Annotated in this window: 14 protein-coding genes; 8 read left to right on the top strand and 6 right to left on the bottom strand. The window is 61.4% G+C overall.

Translation table 11 applies throughout. From position 1 onward, the window contains the following. The first annotated feature begins 58 nt into the window (after nt 1-58). Nucleotides 59-1,966, top strand: a complete 1,908-nt coding sequence (locus N4264_RS15485; protein WP_261693138.1) for a DUF262 domain-containing protein — start codon at nt 59-61, stop codon at nt 1,964-1,966. Between the two features lie 38 nt (nt 1,967-2,004). On the opposite strand, the gene N4264_RS25860 is transcribed toward N4264_RS15485, so the two are convergent. Further along, nucleotides 2,005-2,142 carry a proprotein convertase P-domain-containing protein gene (locus N4264_RS25860; protein WP_425508279.1) on the bottom strand — a complete coding sequence of 46 codons (138 nt, stop codon included), beginning with the start codon at nt 2,140-2,142 and terminating at the stop codon, nt 2,005-2,007. 35 nt (nt 2,143-2,177) lie between these two features. Between N4264_RS25860 and N4264_RS15480 the strand changes: the two genes are divergently transcribed. After that, nucleotides 2,178-2,378 carry a hypothetical protein gene (locus N4264_RS15480; protein WP_261693137.1) on the top strand — a complete coding sequence of 67 codons (201 nt, stop codon included), beginning with the start codon at nt 2,178-2,180 and terminating at the stop codon, nt 2,376-2,378. Between the two features lie 1,173 nt (nt 2,379-3,551). Here N4264_RS15480 and N4264_RS15475 read toward each other — a convergent pair. Beyond that, a complete protein-coding gene (locus N4264_RS15475; protein ID WP_261693136.1) occupies nt 3,552-3,689 on the bottom strand; it encodes a hypothetical protein in 138 nt (45 codons plus the stop codon). Beyond that, entirely contained in the window at nt 3,656-3,847 is a 192-nt protein-coding gene (locus N4264_RS15470; protein WP_261693135.1) for a hypothetical protein, read from the bottom strand. Before N4264_RS15470 ends, N4264_RS15475 begins: the two co-directional genes overlap by 34 nt. Before the next feature lie 520 nt (nt 3,848-4,367). Between N4264_RS15470 and N4264_RS15465 the strand changes: the two genes are divergently transcribed. From N4264_RS15465 to N4264_RS25855, 5 genes are all read left to right on the top strand, one after another. Beyond that, nucleotides 4,368-6,431 carry a SpvB/TcaC N-terminal domain-containing protein gene (locus tag N4264_RS15465; protein ID WP_261693134.1) on the top strand — a complete coding sequence of 688 codons (2,064 nt, stop codon included), beginning with the start codon at nt 4,368-4,370 and terminating at the stop codon, nt 6,429-6,431. After that, the gene (locus N4264_RS15460) at nt 6,413-12,049 is read left to right on the top strand and encodes a polymorphic toxin-type HINT domain-containing protein (protein WP_261693133.1); all 5,637 of its coding nucleotides are present in this window, start codon (nt 6,413-6,415) and stop codon (nt 12,047-12,049) included. Before N4264_RS15465 ends, N4264_RS15460 begins: the two co-directional genes overlap by 19 nt. Nucleotides 12,050-12,063: 14 nt before the next feature. Then, nucleotides 12,064-12,264: a hypothetical protein gene (locus N4264_RS15455; protein ID WP_261693132.1), complete on the top strand. Its 201-nt coding sequence runs from the start codon at nt 12,064-12,066 to the stop codon at nt 12,262-12,264. Nucleotides 12,265-12,349: 85 nt separating this feature from the next. Next, nucleotides 12,350-13,420, top strand: coding sequence for an IS630 family transposase (locus N4264_RS15450; protein ID WP_261692906.1), 1,071 nt, complete (start codon nt 12,350-12,352; stop codon nt 13,418-13,420). 30 nt (nt 13,421-13,450) lie between these two features. Then, a complete protein-coding gene (locus tag N4264_RS25855) occupies nt 13,451-13,606 on the top strand; it encodes a DUF7660 family protein (RefSeq protein WP_425508348.1) in 156 nt (51 codons plus the stop codon). Nucleotides 13,607-13,883: 277 nt separating this feature from the next. Here N4264_RS25855 and N4264_RS25850 read toward each other — a convergent pair whose 3' ends face one another. Further along, complete coding sequence (locus N4264_RS25850) at nt 13,884-14,150, bottom strand: lysozyme (RefSeq protein WP_425508278.1); 267 nt, start codon at nt 14,148-14,150, stop codon at nt 13,884-13,886. Nucleotides 14,151-14,179: 29 nt separating this feature from the next. Continuing rightward, nucleotides 14,180-14,362, bottom strand: a complete 183-nt coding sequence (locus N4264_RS15445; RefSeq protein ID WP_261693131.1) for a glycoside hydrolase family protein — start codon at nt 14,360-14,362, stop codon at nt 14,180-14,182. A gap of 161 nt (nt 14,363-14,523) precedes the next feature. Here N4264_RS15445 and N4264_RS15440 point away from each other — a divergent pair, with 161 nt between their 5' ends. Beyond that, nucleotides 14,524-15,663 (top strand): SDR family oxidoreductase, encoded by a 1,140-nt coding sequence (locus tag N4264_RS15440; protein ID WP_261693130.1) that lies wholly within the window; start codon nt 14,524-14,526, stop codon nt 15,661-15,663. A 162-nt stretch (nt 15,664-15,825) separates the two neighbouring features. Here N4264_RS15440 and N4264_RS15435 read toward each other — a convergent pair whose 3' ends face one another. Continuing rightward, complete coding sequence (locus N4264_RS15435; protein ID WP_261693129.1) at nt 15,826-18,912, bottom strand: PKD domain-containing protein; 3,087 nt, start codon at nt 18,910-18,912, stop codon at nt 15,826-15,828. Nucleotides 18,913-19,395: the final 483 nt, after the last annotated feature.

The raw sequence follows: 19,395 nt of genomic DNA, 5'->3' as shown, positions 1-19,395 counted from the left end.
GACCGCCGCACAGCACGGCGGGTTGTTCGCAATGAGACGACCTACAGGGGATCGACGCATGGCTTCATCGATCCACCGTTTCCGTACGGCCAGCTACGCTAGCCTCATCAAGAACGCATTGTGCCGGTCAACCCATGTCCCTGACGTGGTCGGTGGTGCAATAGGGAGATCCAATCGTGCAGATCACGCCTACCAAGCTTTCGGTTGCCAATCTTCTCGGCACGGCAAACGAACAGTATGTGATACCCCCTATCAAAGACGCTATTCGTGGCGTGAGCCACAAATCGGTGACTTGTACGACGATATCAACCTCATTGAGGAGGGCGATACGCACCTTCTTGGAAGTATCGTCTGCCTTACAGGCTTTCACCAAGCTGGCATCAACCAGTTGGAACTGGTTGACGGCCAGCAGCGCATCACAACCTTGCTGATCGTGATGGAGTGCATCCGAGAGCGGATGAAGCGCGAAGGGGATCCGTCCGCTCATGAACTGGATCGGCTCCTTTCTTCGCGAAGCGTCGACGGGAATAGCGCACCAAAGCTGCTGCTCGAGTCACTCGACGCGGATGAATTTCGCAGCCTCGCAGCAAATGAGCTGGACCGTGACTTTAGGAACGACAACCTGGCCACGGCTTTTCGCCTGGTGCGTGAATGGGTCGCTGATGCAGACATCGGAGAGGTTCGCCGATTTGCGTATCGCCTACAAAACCAGGCTGTAATCATCCGGCTCGACGTCGCGGAAGCAAAAGATGCATTCAAGCTTTTTGAGGTCATCAACAACCGTGGCCTAAAGCTGAGTTCAACGGACATAGTCAAGAACTTCTTGCTGGGGAACGCTGCGCGATTCGGAAAGGCCGATCTTGAAGCGGCACGCCGGAGGTGGTCAGAGCTGGTCGCGTACTTGGATGGGGTTAACAGCGATACGTTTCTGCGCTACTACTTGGTGGCGAGGCAGAAACGGCGCGTAACTGCCTCGCACGTCGTCAATAGCTTCAAAGAACTCTTCATGACGGAAGTCGACGAAGCCGCGAAGCTTCCGGATCGACACCAATTCGTGGACGATGACTCCTCGGAGGAGGAGCAAGTGGTGGAAGGCGGGCAGGGCGCAAGCGTTGTAACGACAACTCCGAAAGAGTTCGATCAAAATCCTTCCAAAGTGAGTTTCGCCGCCTTTCTCGGTCAGCTGGTCATGTCCTCCAAAGTCTACGCGGAGCTTGTACTGGCCGGAACAGGAAGTATCAAGGTGGACCGTGCGCTACGAAGTCTTCGCATGATTCGGGCCTATCAGACATACGGGTTTCTCATGCACTTGCGTGTGGGAGGCTGCAACGACAAGGACTTTCTGGAGATCCTTCGACTTACAGAGTCCCTCATGTTGCGGCGCCAGGTTTGTCGGGAGCGATCGAACGAGAACGATTGGCTGTTCGGGTCGCTGTGCACCGTCGATCCGCAGAAGCCTGTCGAGGAAACTCGCTTGAAGTACCGCGAAGCGTGCCCCAGTGACGAGAAGTTCGAGGCTGAGTTTGCTTCTACGAGCTATAACCCCAACCTCATGGATCGTGCAAGATATTGCCTTGAGCGAATTGAGCTGAATCTGCACGGAGAGCACGAAGAGCTCGACCTGCTAGGTCCAGACGCCGTACATGTGGAGCACATCATTCCGCAGAAGATCAAGTCAAAGCGGGCGAAAGAGGAAAGCGGCGACTGGCTAACGTACCTTGGACCGAAGGCTGAAGTTCGCCACGCAAGCTATGTCGGCAGGATCGGTAACCTGACCTTGTTTGCTGGTGACCTGAACATTAGCGCTTCGAACAACCCGTTCCATCGCAAGCGGACGGCATATAAGAAGTCCGGCATCAAGATGAACGCATCGCTAGCGACGATGCAGAATTTTCGCTTTGACCAGGTTGAGAAAAGATCGCGTGAGCTAGCGAATGTGGCCGCTAAGCTGTGGCCAATGCCATGACAGTGAGGCTTACAAAATTGCGGCGCATCGAGATGTAATCAAGCAATTTCCCGCGATCGCGAGTAGCGAGTACAACCATGCACTAGCGTAACCGACCAACTTTCCAACGTACCGGTGTCGCCGGGCCCGTTGTCATTGACGCGCAAGTTCCACGTGCCATTACTGAGCCCGCCCAATAGTAGAGACCGACTATCACAAGAATTGAGGGCACATGAGCAGTTGGGAATGGCGGGTAATGACCCGCGATGACGTTCTGGCGATCTATGAAGTGTACTATGACGAAAGTGGGCGAATTGTCAGTACCTCGGCAGATCCGACATTTCCGAGTGGGCTTACCATCGAAGAACTGCGCGAAAACCTTCAGCTATATGCGGAAGCGCTAACAAAGCCGGTTCTGAGCTACGAAGAGTAGGTGCAACCTCACCGCGAAATTCAACCCAGGTGAACTCTTCGGGTTCACCTGGGGTTACATAACACCGCAGAGCTTCAGCTCGCGGGGAGCCTGTAATTTGTATGCCAAAGCACGAGCCTTGGATCCGTCATTTTCCCTATGAGGAAGGGAGAGTTCCGTCTGATCGGTTGACGGCTTTATCTCGTCTAGCTAGGTTATCAAGCTCAGCGCAGCACCGCCGTGAGGCGCCGGTTGGAAGATTCAGGTGTTTCTCTTGAATCCCCTTGGTATTGATCTAGGCTGCCCGGCGTCCTAAGCCGCGCGACATCGCGATCGGAGTCGCCCTGGCGCAAGCGCACCAGGACCTGTCGGTACACATACATCTCGAACCTCCGGTTGCTCATCGCTGCCTCCCCGACAAAAGGCCGGAAGGCTAGCGGTGAATGGATGTTCGAGAGCCCCGGTAGGGCCTCCACTGGCGCCTTTAACCCGATCCGCGGGTGGCTCCATTACGGCGATCCTGGGCTGGCTCCATTAGCCCGATCTTCCCGTGGCTCCATTAACCCGATCAGCACCTGGCTCCATTACGGCGATCCCGGAATGGCTCCATTGGGGCGGTCGGTGACAAGCAGTACGTAGTAGGTGCCGGCTTGCGCCGTGGTGATGCTGCAGGGCGGTTCAGGTGTGGAAAGGTTCGGACACGGGGCGATTCGGGTGGAGGGTGTAGTGGGAGGCTGCGGTAGTCCGGCAATCTGTGCCGAGCGTCAAGGGCGCTGCATCACCACCGACACAAATCTGCCGCCATCTAAACCTCCGAGCGCCATCACCATCCCTGGAAGCCCCAGACGCCCCCTGAAAAGCCTCATCAACGCAGCACTCCGACTCAAGCCGGAAGCACCCGCACCGAATCGACGACACTTTCCGCTTAACGCACGCTGCTATTTGCTGCACGCGACACCCCCGAAGCGCCGCCGCTGTCGCTAATCCACGATTCCATTGCCGCCATTCCGTCGGCGTTGATGCTTTTTTGCTCAACGACGAAACCGCATCGCCTCAGCGTTGACCCGAAAAGCAGCGCGCGTAAACCGCTTGAGGCTCACGCTTGAGACTTTTCGCAGCACGAATGACGCTTCCCTGGTATCCGGTGGCGGTTGCGCCGCCGCGCCTGGAGCGGCGGGCGGCGCGGGGCAGGGCTCAGGCGGTGGTTTCGGTCTCTTCGGCAACCCGGCCGGATTTGCGGAAGCGGGCGGAGAGGTCTTTGCGCAGGGTATCCAGGCCCTGGTTGCGACCCACGACTTTCAGCAGGCCGTAGCCTTCCAGCGCCGCGGACATACGTCACTGCCCAGGGCGTAATCGCTGTCGTCGGCGCGTTCAGCCAGCCGGCTCAAACGGACCAGGATAGTGCGCAAGGTGTCGATGGCGACGAGATCGGCGCGCAGCTCTGGCTCGTCCAGGCTGGGCGGTACGATCTGCGGGTTCTGTTCCAGCACGTGCAGCGTCTGGCGGCAGAACTGCTCGGATACGGAATCAGAGTATTCTCAACCCTGGCACGTTTCCGATGTTTTCGACGCAGAACATTCGCTACCGTTTGCCGCTCCTCGACGGCTATCTCCCCCTCTCCAGACACGCCTTACGCGCTATTCCACGCATTGCGGGCGGGCGCGTTATGCAATCTCACACGGCGATACACATGTGTGATCCAATCATTAATTGGCAGTATGGAGTGTATGCTTGACGCTCGACACCGGAATCAGGGACCAGTGTTGAACCAGACCATCGCCGCCCAGCTCAATGTGAACTGCCGGCCGCCGCAGTCTTGATCTACGAGGGTTCCATGAACTGGCTGAAATTTGCCGGCGAGCGCTGCTGCGCCATCGGCACTAGGTTTGACGCAACAACGAATTGCTTTGCGGACGGCGGGCCCCACCGCCCGACATATCCCTCGATCGTCTCTGCGACCTCGCAGAACTAACTCCTTCGTCGTACCGTACCAACACGGAAGAACAACCCATGCAACCCAGCCATTGGCGATCCCTGGGGCTCGCCTTGTTCGGATTCGCTGTGCCAGTTCTGGCCAGCGTGCAAGTCACCTCCTTTACTGTCGACACCAGCGGACCTGACGTCTTCGTTCCCAATGGCGGAATGAGTCCGTTCTACGAGGCCACGGAAGATCTGGGGACGCATTACGCGACGGTCGGCTCGCTGACAGGTGAGGCCCGTACAGAAGGCGGCGCGGCGGCGTATACGTTCCCGATCGTCGTGCCACCGGGCCGTCTGGGCATGCAGCCAGCGCTGTCGATGAGCTACAGCAGCCGTACCGGTGAGGGCGTGGCGGGTCTGGGTTGGTCGCTATCCGGATTGAGCGCGATCTCGCGCTGCGGCCACACGCCGGAACAAGATGGCCAGACGCGCGGCGTGCAGTTCGACGCGAACGACAAACTGTGCCTGGATGGTCAGCGTCTTGTAGCCGTCGCCGGAACGTATGGCCAAACCGGCGCCGAATATCGGACGGAAGTCGACAGTTTCGCCCGGATCACGCAGTTTGGTTCGATTGCCAGCGGCGCCAGTTGTTTTACCGTCGAGGATAAATCCGGCCGCATCCTGCATTTGGGCGGCAAGGTCAGCGCCAATACCTGCACGAACACCGGCGCCAGCGTCACCCCGTCCGGCGCACCTGCGCCCCTCACGTGGATGGTCGCCCGCACGCAGGACCGCGTCGGCAATTTCCAGAGTTACGCCTACTCCGATGTCGGCAACGGCGAAGTGCTGCTGGCAAGCGTCACCTACACGGGATTCGACGCCACCGAAGGCGATCGGTCCGTTGTCTTTCAATGGCAGATGCGCTCACAGGCCAGCGGAGGAATCAATCCGGAAATCGGTTCGAGCTACCAGGCCAAAGGGCTGTCGCTGCAGACCCGAGTGATTCAATCGATCACCACGAAGGTGGGGGCGACGGCGATCCGGACCTACACGCCGAGCTACAAGGCGTCCGCCTATTCCGGTCGCCTGCTGCTGACACAGTGGCAGGAATGCGCCGGCACCGTCTGCCATCCGGCGACCACGTTCACAATGACCGAAGGCAATATGGATTTTCGGATCCGCTCGCTGGCGGCGTGGAATATCGACACCAGCCAGCTCCTTGCTGCGGGCATCGAACGGTCGCCCTACAACATGCGCCCGATCGGCGACCTGGATGGCGACGGCACGCGCGAAGTGGTGGCGGACGTGCAGAGCGGCACGAGCACGCGCAACTATCTCGTGCAGCTCAAGGACGACCGCGTTACACGCACCGCGGTGGAGCTCACCGGCAAGCTGGGCGAAGGTTTCACCGACATAGATAACGACGGCCGTTCCGAGATCATCGACAACGAGGGGGGAAAGGTCGTATTTCGCGTGTGGAATCTCCCCCGCGGGGCTATTGCGACCACGAACGCGCTCAGGACGGTACCGAGCAACATCGCGGAAATCTACAACCAGAGCAGCTCTTTCGCCGCCGACTACAACGGTGACGGTCGCGTTGACATCGGCATCACCAAGGCGGCGCCGACCTGCTCCGGTGGTGGCAAGGGTTTTTTCGTCTTCACTAATAACACGCCGTCCGGCGCACTGACGACGCAAGCGACGTTCGCGGTGCCTGCCGCGCCGCTGGTCTGCCTGACCGACAGTCTTGCCAACGGTGTGATCACCCGCGATTCCGTCACCCACGTTGCCGACTTCGATGGCAACGGCCTTCCCGACCTGTTCCTCCAGCGCGAGACAGGGTCAGCAGGTTCGCTCCAGCACGCCTTTCATGGCATCGCAATGACGCAGGGATCGGGTAGCGTGATCAGCGCAACGACCAAATCGTGCACGCAACTCGGGCTCGTCAGCAGCAACGACGAGATGACCGACGAATGCCAGTGGAGCCGTGGTTACCTCACGCGCTGGCTGGATGTGAACGCGGACGGATTGGACGACCTGGTGTTTGCGCGTCGCACGAAGAACTGGGTCGTTCGCTTCAACAAAGGGGAGTCCTGGCGAGCGCCATCGATACCGGCTCCAACATTGGCCTGGAATTGCAAGGTAACGGACTGACTTTCCGCTACGCCAACCGCACGCCCGTCATGGATGTGGACAGCGACGGCAAGTCGGACCTGCTCGTCGTCTCCCACCAGCGAAAGTTTGCGGTGAAGATGTGCATCGTGGCCGATGTCCCCGCGTCGCCCGATGGCTGCCGCGGATTGCAGATTGACGAGGCGGCACTAAACCAGCGCTGCGCCGTCTATGCGTGCCCACCGGATCCCGGCTCCGGATTGACGATGCCGCCAGCGGCAACGAACTCGATCTATCCCGCAGAATGGGAAGGGTTTCCCGTTTATGACATGTATGGGCTAGGCGCCAGCGCTGCCAAGCCCAATCTGTCGGATTTTGATCCCAGCACCTACCACATGGATCAGCTCAAGTTCGTGCAGACAGGTGCGAGCTCGGTTGCGGTCAGGCTGGTTACGACCAACCTCGTGTCACAGCTGACCTCGATCAATCGGGTATCGCGCTCGGAAGACTTGCACGGCGACGGGATGGCTGACCTCGTCACCGGCATGGGCTGCTCGGGCGTCAAGCGCACGATCAACGCCGGCAACTACGACGGATGCAAGGTCGTCGGTGACGGCAACTGGGGCCCTGCGACGGTACAAACCGAAAGCGGCACGGTGGCGACAAGCTACTTCAAGGACCACTTCGTACCGTACGTTAACCACAATCTCGGCGTGAAATCCGGTACCGGCAACGCCACGACACCCACAGGTCCCGGCGCGCGCGCGCCCTCAGCGGAGCCGGGTGTGATTCTTCCAGAGCTGCTCGCCAAGGTCGTCAACGGCGTTGGCGATCACGCCCAGTGGCTCTACCTGCCGCTCTCGACAACGAGAGAATCGGACGATTTTCCGCCGCTGTATTCGTTGCCGTCGACCCATGGTTACGTCGATAAACGGCACTTCTACTTTCGCAGTTCCATGCCAGTCGTCAGCGCTTTCCTGCAGGGCCGGGAAGGGATGCCGTTTGCGGCGGGCAGCATCGACGCCCACCGCAGCGCGGTCTACGCCTATTCCGAAGCGATGTACAACAACGGCGGCCGCGGATTCCAAGGATTCCGCAAGGTCATCTCCGGCAATGCCGCTGATCGGACCAACCTCCAGTCGCGAACGGAAACCATCTTCCATCAGAAGTTTCCGCTGACGGGCCGTATCGAATCGGTGCGGACAACGACGCCAACCGGCACGCTCCTGGGCAAATCCAGTACGACCTGGGCCTGTACCCGCAGCAACCGTGGCGCCTGCACGCTGGGCGACGCTCTGGCGGTACCGACCGGCACGACGGTCTACCGGCCGTTCGTCGACAGGCAGATCGACGAAGCCTACGAGGCGGGAACGAAAATCAGCACCAACACCACCGATTACGCAGCCGCCGGCGCAACCCGATCCGGGTGGGACGATGGTTCCGACACCAGTGTCTACGGCAATCTGATTGACCACGTGGTAACGCTCAAGGACGAAGGTCCCAGCGCTTTTGTTCAAGAGCAGACGACTGCCACGCACGTTGAGCTCGAATCCGCCGACATCGCTAACTGGTGGGTCGATCGTATCAAGTCAGAAACCGTCACCGGGTCCATCACCTACACCGGAACGCATCCGATGCCCGCCGGCGCATCGGCGCCATCGCACTCAGTCAAGACCGAATACACGTGGCGTCCGACAACGCGCCTGCCGAAAACGCAAACGATACAAAGTGGCGTAGCGGATCAAGCGGCGAAAACCGAGTTCACCTATCCGGACGAACTGCCGACGGCGTTGACCAACTACGGATCGCCGGCGCAGTTGACCATGACGGCCGTCGGCCTGGAAGCGGCACAAAGCCCGACCCGAACCACGACATTCACTTACACCAAGGGTGGAACGGTGGCCGAGCCGGACGGCTATTTTCCGTACTCAATCACGAACGCAAACAATCGCACGGTTACCACAACCGTTAACCCGGCGGACGGCCAACCGATCGCCGCGACGGATGCCAACGGCAACGTCCTGCATTCCACGTATGACGCCTTCGGCCGCGCCACGCATGTTGAGCACCGCAGCAGCACGGGCCAGCTGATCGGCTCGGCGATCGATACGTCGATCCAGCCGTGTAACGGCGCGACCTGCACCGGCGCCATCATCGGTAACAACACCAACGCCACTACGGCGGCATGGCGTGTAACGACCGTACATCCCGGCTACCCGACGATGATCACGTGGCACGACCGTCTGGGCCGGGTCATCAAGCAAGCGCAGCGCGGATTCAGTGGCACGCTGATCCAGACGCATACGGCCTATGACGACATGGGTAAGGTATCGGCGCAGAGTACGCCCTACATGGACGGTGGCGTCCCCTACGAAACGCTGACCATGTACGACCGCCTTGGTCGCCCCACGACCAAGGTGGGTCCAGGGGCCGAACTGGATCCGACACACGGCAATGTCGTCACGGAGTATTTCTATTCCAGCCGCACGACTCGCATCGTGGTGCACGCAGCAAGCGTCAGCCTAGACGTCGGATCCAACTGTCCTGCCACAGCATCCAATCTGTGCATGGACATGACACGCACGGTCGACAGCCGCGGCCAGATACTCCACACCAAGGACGCTAACGGCGGCATCACGAAGTTCTGGAGCGATGCCAACGGCAAGGTCGTGGCGATCCAGGATCCGGAGCTGATCGTCAGCACATCGACCTACGATGCCCTCGGCCGGCGGGTCGGCATGTCCGACGCCGATCAAGGCACCTGGCAAGTTCGCATGAACGCCTTCGGCGAGCTCCTGAGCCAGACGGACGCCCGCGGCGCCGTCAACACTGTAACGCAGCGCGACGCATTGGGCCGTGTCAAACAGAGCCGCATCGTCCCTCCGGCGTCGCTACCGCAGGGGCTCAGCAATGACGTTTTCCAGGACGACTACACGTACGACCCGGCCAATGCCATCGGCATGGTCCACGAAGTCACCCGTCGCCGCGGCAGCAACCGGAACAATCCAGGCGCCAATCCGGTGGTCTGGAAGACTATCCATGCCTATGACGCGTTCGGGCGTCCCAATGGCGCCACGACCACCATTACCGAAGGCGCGGCGGTCACGCTGACGCACAGCACGACGTACGACGACTTTAGCCGCCCCAGTGTCTACACCTATCCCAGCGGATTGGCTGTTGAAACGACGTATAACCCGATCGGCCATCGCGAAACGCTGAAGAAGGTCGGTGCCACTACGCCTTATTGGAAGGCGACCGCGGCCAATTCCTGGGGTCACATTACCGGGGAGATGGTCACGGCGAGCCCTTCGCTCGTGCTCACCGGCACTCACGAGGACTACGGTAGTACCGGCCAATCCAAGACCATAACCTGGAAGCAGGGGGCGACGGCCGTCGACAAGGTCAGCTACACCTATGACAGCTTCGGCAATCTCGCCAGCCAGGGCCGTACCCCGCAAGGCGCAAGTGTTGCCACCGAGCTGTATGAATACGACAAGCTGCAGCGACTGACCAAAGCCACCGCCAACGGCCTGCCGGTGAAGTATGCCTATTCTGCCAGCGGCAATATCCGCAAGAAGACCGACTTCAGCGCCGACAGCGACACCGCTTACACCTACAACCAGAACGGTTGCGGACCACACGGTGCTTCCAGCGTCGCCCTGTCCGGTGGTGGCACGCAGCAGTACTTCTGCGACGCCAACGGCAACGTCATCCGTGGCACGAATCTCACCGTGCTGGTGGATGCGGAGAACCGTCCGAAGACCATCAGCCGAACCAGTGCCAATCCGGACGTGATCTTCAAGTACGGCTTCGAAGGCCCCGCCGAGGTCAGTTCACCCAGCGGCACCGATAGCTGGGCCTACAGCCCCCTCGGCGAGCGCACCTACAGCGTCACCAGCCGCGGGGCACGCTACTTCGGCGACGCGGGCTACGAGCGCATGGGCACCACGCACATCCACGAACTCGGCCCCGTCATTGTTACCAAGACTGGCGCCACCGAAACCGTTGCCGTTGCCCTGCGCGACCGCCTCGGTTCCACTATCGCCAGCATCGACGCCAGCAACAACCATCGCCGCGCCTACGACGCCTTCGGCAAGGCCCGCAACGCCGACTTCACCGACCGCGGCGGAACACTCAATCTGCCCAACACCATCCACGGCTTCACCAAGCATGAACACGCCGACGACGTTGCACTGATCCATATGGGCGGGCGTGTGTATGACTACAACCTGGGACGATTCTTGGCGGTGGACCCAGTGATTCAGGCGGCCATGCACTCGCAGTCGCTCAATCCCTACAGCTACATCATGAACAATCCGCTGGCCGGGCACGATCCGAGTGGCTACCAGTCCTGCGGCGAAGTGAGTATCGATCAGGGCGGCGCGGGCAGCTGCACGGTTGAGAAGAATGGGAAGACCATTACCGTCACCTATGCCATTGGTAGCGAAAAAGTAGTGCTGGGCAACGCCAATCAGATGAGCGCTGTCAGCGCTGCCGCTGGCAGCGGCAGCATGCAGTCAAATGGCGCCGAACGCCAATCTACGACCAAGCCGTCGACCCCAATCGCCGACAAGGGCGGCGTGAACTCCAAGACACCAGAGCGAACGTTAGCTGGAAAGGCGTCGCACATGATGTTCCCGTACACGACGGAGATGGGCGAACGCGGTGTGGAAGGTACATGGGGTGACACAGTCACTGGCGCAACACGTGCCGCCTACAATCTCACCGGCACAACGACCTCCCTGATGAACCCCATTTCTGCCATGCAGTTCCTGGCGGGCTACGGATTCCAGGAGACCGAGATCAGCGACAAGGAGGTTAGTGGCGCGGCCGCTTTCGAGATCTTGTCCACCCTTCTCCCATCGGCACGCGCCTATGGTGCGGTACGTGGAATGGCCCAGGGAGCTGCCCGCGGTGCGGAAGGGGGCGTAGCCCGCGCGCTGGCTGGTGCGGCGTGTTGTTGCTTTCCGGCGGGTACGCCGGTTTGGACGGAGACGGGCCCGGTTCCGATCGAACAGATCCAAGTGGGGCAGTTGGTCTATGCGCGGGATCCGGAAACGGGAGAGACAGCGCTCAAGCCGGTGACGCAGCTGATCAACACCAAGCCAAAGGCCTTATACGATCTGGCAATTCGTGACATCAACGGCCATATCTCGCATATGCAGGCGACGGGCGACCACCCATACTGGGTGAACGGTCATGGATGGGTGAATGTCGAAGCGTTGGAAGTTGGCATGGCGTTCACGGGCATCGACACGCACGAGCTCCGTCTAGAGCGGGTAACCATTCCGCAGCAAGCAGCAGAAACGTACAACTTCACCGTCGCTGATTTCCACACATACTTTGCTGGCGACCACAAGGTTCTAGTACATAACTGTAAATGCATAGGACAGTCACCCGCGAGAACGATCGTCGAGGATCCGATTGCCGAAAAGAAGGCAAATTCCTTGAGAGGCCAGATGGCAACCGCGTACGAGAAAATTAAGGACATGCTATCTCGAGGCACGCCGGGAAAAAATCAACACCAACTGAAGGGAGAGTACGCGGGAAAAAGCGCTATTGACCTGACCGGAAGCGGCAAAGGACGAGGGAAAGATCGCGTCATCTTTACCGAGAACAAAGACGAAGTAACGATTCACGATATCGTTGACTATCACTAGCTAAGGGAGAGGCCATGTCTTGGGAATATCGAGTAATGAACCGAAATGGCGATCTCGCCATCTACGAGGTCTATTATGGCGAGAACGGCCGTGTCGCTGGATACAGCGAGAATCCGACAAACCCCAGAGGGGAAACGCTAGAGGAACTTAGGTTGGACTGCGAGCTCTACGTGAAAGCGCTAGAAAAACCAATTCTTGAGTACGTCGAAGACTAGTGTGGTGTTCCGTTAATAGATTGAATTAATTGGCCAAAGGAGTAATCTCTCGTAGTCCCCGACGGAGACTGCGAAGATGGCGCGCATGGGTCGACCGATCAGCAAGCTCGAGATCTCTGCCGATGAGCGGCGCGAATTGCTGGCGCAGCTGGCAGTACGCAAAGCGCCCGAAGACGAAAAGCTTCGGATTCGAATCGTGCTGGCGTGCGCAGATGGGCTTGGTGGGGAAGCGATTGCGAAGAAGTACGCTGTCTCGGAGCAGACGGTATCGAAGTGGCGCCGTCGCTACGCGGCGTATCGTTTTGCCGGGCTTACCGATGCCCCGCGTCCTGGTCGTCCGCGTTCGGTCGACGATGAGTGCGTGCAGGCAGTGATCGAACGCACCCGCAAAGCCAAACCCACGAAAGCCACGCATTGGAGCGTGCGTTCGATGAGCCAGGCCAGCGGCGTATCGGCGACTTCCGTGCATCGGATCTGGCGTGCGTTCGGCTTGAAGCCACATCTGACCAAGACCTTCAAGCTGTCGACCGATCCGCACTTCGTGGCCAAGGTGCGTGACATTGTGGGTTTGTATCTGGCGCCACCTGACCGGGCTTTGGTGCTGTGTGTGGATGAGAAGAGCCAGATTCAGGCGCTCAACCGCACGCAGCCTGGCCTGCCGATGACTTTCGGCAAGCCGGCAACGCATACGCATGACTACCAGCGCCACGGCACCACTTCGCTCTTCGCTGCCCTGGATGTGGCTACCGGCAAGGTGATTGGCCGCCTCAAGCGCCGCCATCGCAGTGCCGAGTTTCTCGAGTTCCTCAATGCCATCGACCGCGATGCGCCGAAAGGTCTCGACATCCATCTCATCCTCGACAACTACGGCACGCACAAGACCGAGGCGGTGCGTAGCTGGTTCGCTCAGCGTCCGCGCTACCACCTGCACTTCACCCCGACATCGGCTTCATGGCTCAACCTCGTGGAGCGCTTCTTCTCCACGTTGACCACGCGCTGGCTCAAGCGTGGCGCACACGTGAGCGTCGCCGACCTCGAACGATCCATTCGCGAATACCTGCACCAACACAACCAAGATCCAAAGCCTTTCACTTGGCGACGCACTGCCGACCAGATCATCGCGAGTGTCGGTCGGCTGGGGCGCGCAATTAGTTAAGCGTATTAATGGAACACCACACTAGATAGCATTAGGCGCGAACCCGAAACATGGGAGAACGGGACTGTGGAACGTTATCTCGATGGAATGATGCACTGGCTGACGGCCATGAAGGACCGTGTGGCGGATAAGCCGTGTTGGGAGTTGTTCAGCCTCATACTGGAGGCGGGCAAAGTCTATGAATAGTCATTGATGAAGCTACGCCGCCAAACTGGCGGACCACAAAGCGCTACGCCACCTGGAAGTGGCTAGACCTACGACTCTTTGAGCAAGGTCGCTTCGCGGGGCCCGCCAGTCGGGCCCTTTTGCCCACGCGGCCCGGCAAGGGAGCGCAAACGTTGACGAACTGTTGATAGCGCGGCTAGAGTTCGGAGCTCAGCGCAGCATCGCCGTGAGGCGACGGTTGGAAGATTCAGGTGTTTCTCTTGAATCCCCTTGGTACTGATCTAGGCTGCCCGGCGTCCTAAGCCGCGCGTTTCCCTGCGCTGAAATTCCCCTGACTCACCGGCACTCCAAGAAACAATGCCGCCTCCGTCGCCCGCCGCTTTTCCAGCCCCCGCAGCCGCTTCCCTTTCGCCCAGACCCATCGCTGCAGTTCTCTCGGCACCGCTGCGTAGTCACCGCGAAGTCGCTTCTGGCGCAATGTGGAACGCCGAAGCGCGCCGCTGCCGACGTTGTACCTGAACGACACGAGCGCGTCGAATGGGTTTGGCGACAATCTGACGAGCACCAGACGTTGCAGCGCAGTTTCGGCCTTGGCTACAGCAGCAATTCTTCCGCCCGCTGTCGGCGGATACCCAAGCGGAACTCATCCCACTCGCTCGCTCGCACTACGTGGCCGTAGCCGATTGTAGGAAGTCCGGCTGGGCACTCGTACACCGTGGCGCAGAACTGCTCGAACTGCATGATCAGCGCCATGCCTACCGCGCAGATGTGCGGCATCGGCGTCCCTCCCGCAGCCGTTGCACGCTGCGCGATCCGAACCCGGACCCAGTAACACTGGATGGCATTGCCGCTCATGCACAAAAAGATCTTGCGCCCGCGGCGCACATCGCTACACTCCGCGCCCCCTCAACCGCAACACACCCCTTCAGGAACCTCTATTGACCCAAAAGCTGTTGGTGACCGGCGCCACCGGATTCCTTGGCAGTGCATTCTTTGCAAACGCCTTCCAGCTCGGCTATGCCGCCGACTGTCTGCTGCTCGTACGCGGTGCCGATGAAGCAGCGTGCCGCGCGCGGCTTGCGCGCAGTCTCGAGCGCGCGCTGGGCCCCGAGCGCGCCGCCGCCGCGGCGCAGTCCTGCGCGATCTTGCGCGGTGACCTCCAAAGCCTTGACTCACACCCCGACCCACGGCTCGACCTGATCGAACGCGTGGTTCATCTTGCCGCCGATACCTCGTTCACCGCCGGACGCAGCGTGTGGTCGACCAATGTCGACGGCACGCTTTCACTCGCCCGTCGCGCGCGTCACATGCCACGGCTGGCACGCTTTCTCCACGTCGGTACGGCATTCTGCTGCGGCGAATCGCCAAGGCACACCCTCGTGCACGAGGCACCGCCGCCGGGTACCGACGCGCCTCACATCGTGGAATACACCCGCAGCAAGGCGGCGGCGGAGCGCGCGCTTGCCGCACAATTCGCTGACTTGCCGATCGTCGTCGCGCGGCCGTCGATCGTCGTCGGCGATTCGCAACTCGGTTGCGCGGTGAGCTCCAGCATCTTCTGGTTCCTGCGCCTGGTGGACCGGACTGGATTGCTGCCCTGCTCACCCGACGAGGCGATCGATATCGTCACGTCAGACTGGGTCGCGCAACGGCTGCACGATCTCACGTGGAAACCTGTGCTCGCGCATACGCTCTATCACGTCGCCGCGGGCGCTGCTGGTGCAACGTCGTGGCACGCCATGGCCGCCGCGTTCGCCAGTGCAGGGCATGCGGGCTCACGCCCCTACACCACGTTCGATCCACAAGCACGCGGCGGCTGGTCATCATTCACCCACGCATTTGCACGGGCATTTCCAGAACGCGACGTACTGCGGCGCACCATGGCATTGGCCGCACGCACGTACCACCGCTTCGTCGCACAGGCCGTGACCTTCGACGACACGCATCTGCGTGCAGAGGGTTTCGCGCCGTCAGCGCCGTTCGCCGACTACGTTGCGACGTGTCTGGCACGGCCGGGCGGAACGATCGAGTCACAGTTCTACGATGACGCCCGGGTGTTTGGTTTGCCGGTTTCGTAGCGCTAGAAAGATGGCGTGGCTCCCTGTGGGGGCCACGCGGTACGGAAGCAAGCCGCGCCATCGCGGCGGCACGTTCACGCCAAAGAATGGGGGCCCCGAAGGGCCCGCCATATGAATCGCACTGCCGGCCTGCGATAACCAGCAGGCTAGTGCACAGCTCGATCAGAACGTCACCGACCAACTTTCCAACGTGCCTGTGTCGCCGGGCCCGTTGTCATTGACGCGCAAGTTCCACGTGCCATTGAGCGCTTCGCTGGAAAGGTTCAACGTGACGGTCTTCCGCACGTCATCGGTGCCGCTGCCGGTGCGGTTGTGGATGTTGTACAGCGTGCCGTCCGGGGCGACGAGATCGACTTTGAGATCACCCTGGTAGGTGTGATCGATGGCGACGGTGACCGAGGCGTTGCTCGGGGCGTTGCCGGGGCGGCCGGAGACGACGATGGGGCTGTTGATGGTCGCGTTGTCGGTGATCGCGAAATCGGTGGTGTTGGTGTAGGTCTGCGTGCCGCCGCCGGTGGTGTAGCTGCCGGTCAGCGTGACGCCGGAGTAGGCGGCGTACCCGTGCAGCAGCACGTAGTAGGTGCCGGCTTGCGCGCTGGCGATGCTGCAGGTTTCGGCGTTGGTCGACGACTCCGAGCGGCAGGTGTACGAGGTCGTGGTTGGCGGCGAGCCGAGGCGGGCGTAGATGTCGACATCGCCGCTGCCGCCGCTGGTGACGAACTTGAGGTTGGTGGCGCCGGCAGGGACGACGAGTGTGTAGACCGTATCGGCGTTGGTGGCCCCCGACAGGCCGGTGACCGGCACGCCATTCTGCAGCACGTTGCCCGAGGTCGACACGGTGACCGAGGCGGTCTTGGTGTGGGTCGCGCCCGCGTTGTCGGTGACGGTCAGCGTGACGGTATAGGTACCGGCCGCGGCGTAGGTCTTGCTCGGGTTGGTTGCCGTCGACGTGGTGCCGTCACCGAAGTTCCAGGCGCGCGAGGCGATGGTGCCGTCGCTGTCGGTGGACGTGTCGGTGAAGGTCGCGGTGAGGCCGCTGGTGCTGGCGGTGAAGTTGGCCACCGGCGGCACGTTGCCCGGGCCGCTGGTCACGGTGACCGAAGCGGTCTTGGTGTTGGTTGCGCCGGCGTTGTCGGTGACGGTTAGCGTGACGGTATAGGTTCCTGCCGCCGCGTAGGTCTTGCTCGGGTTGGTCGCGGTGGAGGTGGTGCCATCGCCGAAGTTCCAGCTGCGCGAGGCGATGCTGCCGTCGGAATCGGTGGAGCTGTCGGTGAACGTTGCGGTCAGGCCATTGGTGGCGCTGCTGAAATTCGCCACGGGCGGCACGTTGCCGCTGGTGGCCACGATGGTGAAGTTCGGCCTGGAAATATTGAAAAAGATATTGCCCACGCAGCTGGCGCGGATGCGTGCGCTGGTCGTGGCAACGTTCGGCACCGTCACGCTGGCGCTGCCGGAATTCGGGAACACGCCCAGGTTGCGCGTGAACGTCTGGCCGCCATCGGTCGAGAGATCAAGTCCGACCTGGCTGCACGACACGGGCGCCGCATTCGTGTTGGCAACGCTCCAGGTCACGGTCTGCGTGCTGTTGCCGTTCCAGCTGACGGCCGTGGACGGCGCCGTCACGGCGAACGGTCCGGCCGATGCATTGACCTGCACGCTCATGTCGGCACTGTTGCTGCGGCCGAAGTCGGGCTTGGCCTCGCGCACGGTGAGGCGGAAATTCAGCGTGCGCGACGTGGTCGGCAAGATCTCGCCAGTCAAGGTGGTGCCGGCAAGCAGGTTGGACAGGCGCGGAATCGTGCGCACGCCGCTGGCTGTCGCCGGCAAGGAACGGATGATGGGGCCATTGCCCGGGTCTGCGCTCAAGTTGTTGTTGATCGCGCCGAGGTCGTACTGCTCCCAGTCGTAGCTGAGCGTGCCGCCGGCGGCGGCCGTGGCCGAACCGGTCAGCGTGAACGGCGTGCGCGCCGGAATGACGATGTTGCTGAGTGCTGCAATCGTCGGTGCGCCGTTGGGGTTGGTGGTCGACGAAGCGCAGCTGCCGCCGCTGCCGCTGATGAAGCTCGTGATCTCTTCGAGGCTCTTGGCGTGGAAGAACGGGTCGGAATTGGGCTGCAGATCGGCACTGCCGCAGATGCCGGCGTAGGCCATGATCGTGGAGCCGCTGCCAGGCTCGTACGCCGCCGAGCTGGCGCGGTTGCCGTTGCAACTGCCTGAGCTGCTGTTGAAGGTGTGGTTTGCGCGGAACTGGTGGCCGATTTCGTGCGCCACGTAGTCGATATCGAAGGGATCGCCGACCGGATTCGCCCGGCCGGTCGTGCCGCTGCCCTTGCTGCTGCCGCAGACGACACCCAGGCCCGCCACGCCGCCGCTACCGGTCGTGAACACGTGGCCAATGTCATAGTTGGACGAGCCGATCACGCTATTGAGATTGCTGGTGTTGACGTTGATGTCGCTGCTGGTGTTGCTATACGGATCATTGCTCGTGGCGTAGACCACGCGATCGTTGTTCGCCACCAGGGTGAGGTGAACGCCCAGATCCTGTTCGTAGACCTGGTTGACGCGGTTGATTGACGTGGTGATCGCGGCGAGGCCGGCACTGACCGTCGCCTGGCCGCCCGGACTGACCGCGCTGGTGTATTCGTAGCTGGCTGCAACGGCAATGCGGTAGTTGCGCCGCACCGCGCCGGTTGCACCGAGTGGAACGACCGGTGTCGCCGCGAACGCGAACTTTCGCGGTGCGCCGGCTGCATCGTGCACCGCACAGCGGAAATCCGAGCGGGGCAGGGGCGAGGCGCTGCGCACGAACGACTGGTACGCGTCGCGTCCGCCGGATGCGCTCGGCTGCACCACCCAGGCTTCGCCGCGATCGAACACCATCGCCTGCAGGCCCTGCGGCGAGACATCGATGCGCGCCATGCGGCCGTCGGCCGAGGTGCCGACATAGCTGCGGATCTCCGGATACTTGCGGGCGAGTTCCGCCGGCAGCACGCCGGAATCGGCCAGGACGAACGCATCGAAGCCGCCGTCCGGGCGCGGCAACGACAGCGCTTCGCCGCTGCGCGCGGCAGTGTCGAGAAACTGTTTCAGGGCGGCCGTGTCGAGTTGCACCGAGCGCAGCTGCGTAGACCGCTCGCCGGCCGTCGCTGCACCCGGGTTCTGCCACAGCGATTCGTTCGCGAGCGCCGGCATCGCGGCCGACGCTAACGCAAGGCAAAGCAGACGCTTTGCCGAAGTCTGATAGTTCATTGCTCCCTCCCGATCAATGCGTGTGTGGCGCCGCCGCGGTGCGTTTCGAATGCCGCCCGTCGCCAGCGTTGCCATCGAAGGCGACCGATTGTGTGGCCTTTCGTTATGGCGAAAATGCGCATTGGCGCGTGATATTCCGCATATTCCTAAGGGTGTGCACAATGCGACACGCAGCGCGGGAATTCGGGGTGGGCAGGCTCAGCCGTTGCGGGGATGTGCAGCCGTCGCGGGGAAATGGAGCGCGGGCCAGATGGCGGTCGCACATGGACACAAATCACCGCACTACCGGAGGACGTAGTGCGACACGGTGGAGGAGATGACGTTTTCCGGCGGACAGCTCGACGGTTTCACTCGCCGGGTAGCCAAAGTCCTTCGCTCAGGCGTCTGGTGCCGGTGGTCTAGCACGGCTACGACTAGCCGGTACCCGACGACCGCGGTTTGGGGGCGGGGCGGGTAGGGCCCGTTGCCCGGGCCGTGGCCGAC

The sequence above is a fragment of the Tahibacter amnicola genome (assembly GCF_025398735.1).
In the GTDB taxonomy this organism is placed as follows: Bacteria; Pseudomonadota; Gammaproteobacteria; order Xanthomonadales; family Rhodanobacteraceae; genus Tahibacter; species Tahibacter amnicola.
The sequence above is the reverse complement of the archived record's forward strand: the minus strand, read 5'-3'. Positions and strand labels throughout refer to the sequence as shown.

Coding starts and splice junctions, on each gene's coding strand:
- N4264_RS15485 (WP_261693138.1), top strand. CDS start 59: ATGGCTTCATCGATCCACCGTTTCCGTACGGCCAGCTACGCTAGCCTC.
- N4264_RS15480 (WP_261693137.1), top strand. CDS start 2,178: ATGAGCAGTTGGGAATGGCGGGTAATGACCCGCGATGACGTTCTGGCG.
- N4264_RS15475 (WP_261693136.1), bottom strand. CDS start 3,689: ATGTCCGCGGCGCTGGAAGGCTACGGCCTGCTGAAAGTCGTGGGTCGC.
- N4264_RS15465 (WP_261693134.1), top strand. CDS start 4,368: ATGCAACCCAGCCATTGGCGATCCCTGGGGCTCGCCTTGTTCGGATTC.
- N4264_RS15455 (WP_261693132.1), top strand. CDS start 12,064: ATGTCTTGGGAATATCGAGTAATGAACCGAAATGGCGATCTCGCCATC.
- N4264_RS15450 (WP_261692906.1), top strand. CDS start 12,350: ATGGGTCGACCGATCAGCAAGCTCGAGATCTCTGCCGATGAGCGGCGC.
- N4264_RS15445 (WP_261693131.1), bottom strand. CDS start 14,362: ATGCCGCACATCTGCGCGGTAGGCATGGCGCTGATCATGCAGTTCGAG.
- N4264_RS15435 (WP_261693129.1), bottom strand. CDS start 18,912: ATGAACTATCAGACTTCGGCAAAGCGTCTGCTTTGCCTTGCGTTAGCG.